This is a genomic window from Herbaspirillum sp. UBA812 (assembly GCF_002296545.1).
In the GTDB taxonomy this organism is placed as follows: Bacteria; Pseudomonadota; Gammaproteobacteria; order Burkholderiales; family Burkholderiaceae_D; genus Herbaspirillum; species Herbaspirillum huttiense.
Genome location: NZ_DBIC01000179.1, coordinates 1 through 5295, shown reverse-complemented (window position 1 = coordinate 5295; position 5295 = coordinate 1). Strand labels below are relative to the sequence as shown.

Here is a 5295-nt window from a genome sequence, read left to right as displayed (position 1 = left end):
GGAGAAAACGCCCTGCGCGGCCCCCTCCGAAGACGGGGCCGCGCCTGCCAATTACAGTACCTTGGCGATCGCGTCGACCACCACGTCAATGTTCTTGGTGTTGAGCGCAGCCACGCAGATGCGGCCGGTGTCGACGGCGTAGATCGAGAACTCGTTGCGCAGGCGATCCACCTGGGCCTTGGTCAGGCCCGAGTAGGAGAACATGCCGCGTTGCTTGATGACGAAGTCGAAGTCATGGCCGGGGGCCTTCTCTTTCAGCTTGGCCACCAGCAGCTGGCGCATTTCGCGGATGCGCACGCGCATCTCCGCCAGTTCGTCTTCCCACAGCTTGCGCAGTTCGGGCGATGCCAGGGCGGTCGCGACCACCTGGCCACCGTGGATCGGCGGGTTGGAGTAGTTGGTACGCACCACGCGCTTCAGTTGCGACAGCACGCGTGCCGCTTCTTCGGCGCTGGCCGCAGCGATCGACAGTGCGCCGACGCGTTCGCCATACAGCGAGAAGGACTTGGAGAAGGAGTTCGACACGAACAGCGGACCGCCCGCTTCAGCGAAGCGGCGCACCACCTGGCCGTCTTCGGCGATGCCGTCGCCAAAGCCCTGGTAAGCCATGTCCAGGAAGGGGATCAGGCCGCGCGAGGTCACCACTTCAATGACTTGCGTCCACTGATCGTCGGTCAGGTCGGCACCGGTCGGGTTGTGGCAGCAGGCGTGCAGCAGCACGACCGAGCCGGCGCTCATGGTCTTCAGCGCGTCCAGCATGCCGGCGAAGTTCACGCCACGGGTGGACGGATCGTAGTACGGATAGGCGTTGACCTTGAAGCCGGCCATCTCGAACAGGGCGCGGTGGTTTTCCCAGCTCGGATCGCTGATCCAGACTTCGGTACCGGCCGGCGAGAAGTGCTTCAGGAAGTCGGCCCCCAGCTTCAGGGCACCGGTGCCGCCCAGGGCTTGCACGGTGATCGCACGCTTCTCGGTCACCACGGTACTGCCGGCACCGAAGACCAGCTCCTGCACGGCGCGGTCATAGGTGGCCAGGCCGTCGATGGGCAGGTAGGTGCGCGGGGCCAGCTTGGCCGCCAGTTCCGCCTCGGCTTTCTTCACGCATTCCAGCAGGGGGACCTTGCCGTTGTCGTCGTAGTACACGCCCACGCCCAGATTGGTCTTGGCCGGGTTCTGGTCGGCGTTGTAGGCTTCGGTCACGCCCAGGATGGGGTCGCGCGGCGCCATTTCGATGGCGGAAAACAGGGAGGCGGAGACAGGTGCGTTCATCGTGATAACATGAAAAGTTAGCTGCAACAAAGCGCTGCAGAAGGAAATGGGTGCACAGGGAGAGATTCGGATGTGCACCTTTTTGCAACACTGCATTCTAACAAATGTGGATGGCCAATCACAGACACAGACAGGCCCAATTGCCTGCTGAATCTGCATGACACCATGTTCTATCGACATAACCCCAATCTGCACCCACCCCGCGCCAGGCCGTCCGGCCCAGTGGATGAGCTGGCTCCTGACGCGGCTTTGCGTCCGGTTTTGCCGGCTGCGGAGGCGCAGATTGTGTCTTGAACTTCAGCATCCCGGCAGCATTTGATGAATATTCACGCCTCCACCTTGCCTGTGTGCAATGCCCCGCTTGCGGGCGTTGCCGGTTCTTCCTGCACCGTGGCGGCACACCGGAACCCGCGCGACAAAGGCAACCCAGACCATGGCTGAACTGACCCCCATCAATACCGAGCTGGACGAGAGCAAGTTCGTCACCTTCCCCGACTCGCCCTTCAAGCTCTATCAGGTGTTCCCCCCGGCGGGCGACCAGCCGGCGGCCATCGACAAGCTGGTCGAAGGCGTGCATGACGGTCTGTTCTACCAGACCCTGCTGGGCGTGACCGGCTCGGGCAAGACCTACACCATGGCCAACACGATTGCCCGCCTGGGCCGCCCTGCCATCGTGTTCGCCCCCAACAAGACGCTGGCGGCGCAGCTCTACAGCGAATTCCGCGAATTCTTCCCGCACAATGCGGTGGAATACTTCGTCAGTTACTACGACTACTACCAGCCGGAAGCCTACGTCCCCCAGCGCGACCTGTTCATCGAGAAGGATTCCTCGATCAACGAACACATCGAGCAGATGCGCCTGTCCTGCACCAAGTCGCTGATGGAACGGCGCGACGTGGTGATCGTGGCGACCGTTTCGGCCATCTACGGTATCGGTAACCCGAACGAATACCACCAGATGATCCTGACCCTGCGCGCCAAGGACAAGGTCTCGCAGCGCGACGTCATCGCCCGCCTGATCCAGATGCAGTACACCCGCAACGAAGTCGATTTCGGCCGCGGCACCTTCCGCGTGCGCGGCGACACCATCGATGTCTTCCCGGCCGAACACGCCGAGCTGGCCGTGCGCATCGAAACCTTCGACGACGAGATCGACAGCCTGCAACTGTTCGACCCGCTGACCGGCCGGGTGCGCCAGAAAATCCCGCGCTTCACCATCTATCCCGGTTCGCACTACGTGACGCCGCGCTCGACCGTGCTGCGCGCCATCGAGACCATCAAGGAAGAACTGGCCGAGCGCCTGGAATTCTTCCGCAAGGAAAACAAGCTCATCGAAGAACAGCGACTGGAACAGCGCACCCGCTTCGACATCGAGATGATGACCGAGATCGGTTTCACCAAGGGCATCGAGAACTACTCGCGCCATCTGTCCGGGGCCAAGCCGGGCGACCCGCCGCCGACGCTGGTGGATTACCTGCCCAAGGACGCCGTCATGTTCCTGGACGAGTCACACGTGCTGATCGGCCAGTTGAACGGCATGTACAACGGCGACCGTGCGCGCAAGGTGAACCTGGTGGACTACGGTTTCCGCCTGCCCTCGGCACTGGACAACCGGCCGCTGAAGTTCGACGAGTTCGAGAAGAAGATGCGCCAGACCATCTTCGTCTCGGCCACGCCTGCGGACTATGAAAACACCCACGCCGACCAGGTGGTGGAACAGGTGGTGCGCCCGACTGGCCTGGTGGACCCCATCATCGCCGTGCGTCCGGCCACCACGCAGGTGGATGACCTGATGCAGGAGATCAATGACCGCATCGCCAAGGACGAGCGCGTGCTGGTGACTACACTGACCAAGCGCATGGCCGAGCAGCTGACCGAATTCCTCTCCGACAACGGCATCAAGGTGCGCTACCTGCACAGCGACATCGATACGGTCGAACGGGTGGAAATCATCCGCGACCTGCGCCTGGGTACCTTCGATGTGGTGGTCGGGATCAACCTGCTGCGCGAGGGCCTGGACATTCCCGAAGTCTCGCTGGTGGCGATCCTGGATGCGGACAAGGAAGGCTTCCTGCGTTCCGAGCGCAGCCTGATCCAGACCATCGGCCGCGCGGCACGCAACCTCAACGGCATGGCCATCCTCTATGGCGACGTGGTGACCGATTCCATGCACAAGGCCATCGGCGAAACCGAGCGCCGCCGCGCCAAGCAGCTGGCCTTCAACGCCGCCAACGGCATCGTGCCGACCGGCATCAAGAAGGAAATCCGCGAACTGATCGACGGCATCTTCAACCCGGCCCAGGCGCGCACCGAAATGATGGTGGCCGAGGAGAAGCGCAACTACGAATCCATGAGCGAGAAGCAGATCAGCAAGGAGATCAAGCGCCTGGAGAAGCAGATGCAGGAACACGCCAAGAACCTGGAGTTCGAAAAGGCCGCCGCGGCGCGCGACCAGTTGCAGCTGCTCAAGCAGCAGCTCTTCGGTGCATCGGGCAGCGATTCGGCGGTCGCCTGATCCTGCGGGGAGGCCGGCCGGGCGGTATACAATGCCGCCACTTCATTCATACGGCCGTGCCTCCCCTTCATTTTCCATGTCTTCCGTTTCCACCCTCCCTGCACCCCTGTCGGACCTGATCCAAACCGCCCATCCCTCCTGGCATGCCGCCCTGCGCGCCGGCCTGGAGGCGATCCAGCAAGCCGATCCCGCTTATCTTTCCATTCTGGCGCAGGACGATTACCTACCCACCGAAGGCCGCCTGTTCGCAGCCTTCACGCAGCCCATGGACCAGGTGCGCTACGTGCTGGTGGGCGAAGGCCCCTATCCGCGCGCGGCCAGTGCGACCGGCGTGTGCTTCATGGATGGCGCAGTGGGTTCGCTGTGGTCGGAAAAGGGCTTGTCCAAGCAGGTCAATCGGGCGACCTCGCTGCGCAATTTCATGAAGATGCTGCTGGTGGCCGAAGGCGCGCTGCAGGCGGGCCAGACCAGTGGCGATGCGCTGGCCGGCATCGCGGCGCAGGCCCAGGCCGATGTGGAAGGCAGCATCCAGACCCTGGCCGACCTGCAGGACAACCTCACTGCGCAAGGCTTCCTGCTGCTCAATGCCAGCCTGGTGTTCCGCAGCCACGTCGCCCCGATCAAGGACGCCAAGGGCTGGAAGCCCTTCTTTGAGACGGTATTGCGCGCCCTGGCCGAGCATGGCCAGGCACAGGGCAAATCCCTGCCGACGCTGGTGCTGTGGGGGAAGATCGCTGAGCAACTGAGCGGCCTGCCGCTGGTGGCGCAATTCCCGCGCGCGGTGGCCGAGCATCCCTACAACCTCAGCTTCATCGAACACAGCGGCATGCAGCAATTGTTTGCGCCCATGCAGCTGCTGAAGAAGCGGGCCTGAGGCGGCCCGCTTCAATTTCCTCGCTCAGAACTCTTCCCAGTCGTCGCCACCACCGCTCTTGGGCGGTGCTTTCGGTGCGGCTTTGGGCGCGGCAGGCGCAGCCGGTTCGGCCGGCAGCGCAGGCTTGCTGGCGGGCTTGGCCTTCAGCGCTGCCGGCTTGGGCGTGATGTTGACCGGTGCCGGACGTGCTGCTGCAGCCGGCGACGGGGCAGCATGATGAACCGGCGGCGGCGTGATCGGAGCGGCGCCACCGCTTTCATCGAGCTTGAAGCCCGCCACCACGGCGGCCAGGTGAGCCGCCTGTTCCTGCAGGGACTTGGCCGCTGCCGCTGCTTCCTCCACCAACGCGGCGTTCTGCTGGGTCGCCTCATCCATCAGGGTCACGGCATTGCCCACTTCGGTGATGCCGGCACTCTGCTCCTGGCTGGCTGAACTGATCTCACCCACGATGTCGGTCACGCGGCGCACGCTGGAGACCACTTCATCCATGGTCGAACCGGCCTGGGCCACCAGCTGGCTGCCCGCTTCCACCTTCTGCACCGAATCATCGATGAGCTGCTTGATCTCCTTGGCGGCCGTGGCCGAGCGCTGCGCCAGGGAACGCACCTCAGATGCCACCACCGCAAACCCGCGCCCC

The 5295-nt window shown here is 63.6% G+C and carries 4 protein-coding genes; 2 read left to right on the top strand and 2 right to left on the bottom strand.

Annotation, left to right across the window (positions count from 1 at the left end):
• Positions 1–51 precede the first annotated feature (51 nt).
• On the bottom strand, positions 52–1269 hold the full coding sequence (locus tag B3873_RS12075) for an aromatic amino acid transaminase (RefSeq protein WP_286866306.1): 1218 nt from the start codon (positions 1267–1269) through the stop codon (positions 52–54).
• 433 nt (positions 1270–1702) lie between these two features.
• Here B3873_RS12075 and uvrB point away from each other — a divergent pair, with 433 nt between their 5' ends.
• Together uvrB and B3873_RS12065 are read left to right on the top strand one after the other, a co-directional pair.
• The gene (uvrB, locus tag B3873_RS12070) at positions 1703–3784 is read left to right on the top strand and encodes an excinuclease ABC subunit UvrB (RefSeq protein ID WP_209535649.1); all 2082 of its coding nucleotides are present in this window, start codon (positions 1703–1705) and stop codon (positions 3782–3784) included.
• Between the two features lie 76 nt (positions 3785–3860).
• Complete coding sequence (locus tag B3873_RS12065) at positions 3861–4658, top strand: uracil-DNA glycosylase (protein ID WP_286866304.1); 798 nt, start codon at positions 3861–3863, stop codon at positions 4656–4658.
• 24 nt (positions 4659–4682) lie between these two features.
• Here the strand turns inward: B3873_RS12065 and B3873_RS12060 are convergent.
• A partial coding sequence (locus B3873_RS12060) for a methyl-accepting chemotaxis protein (protein WP_286866302.1) occupies positions 4683–5295 on the bottom strand: 613 nt, incomplete at its 5' end.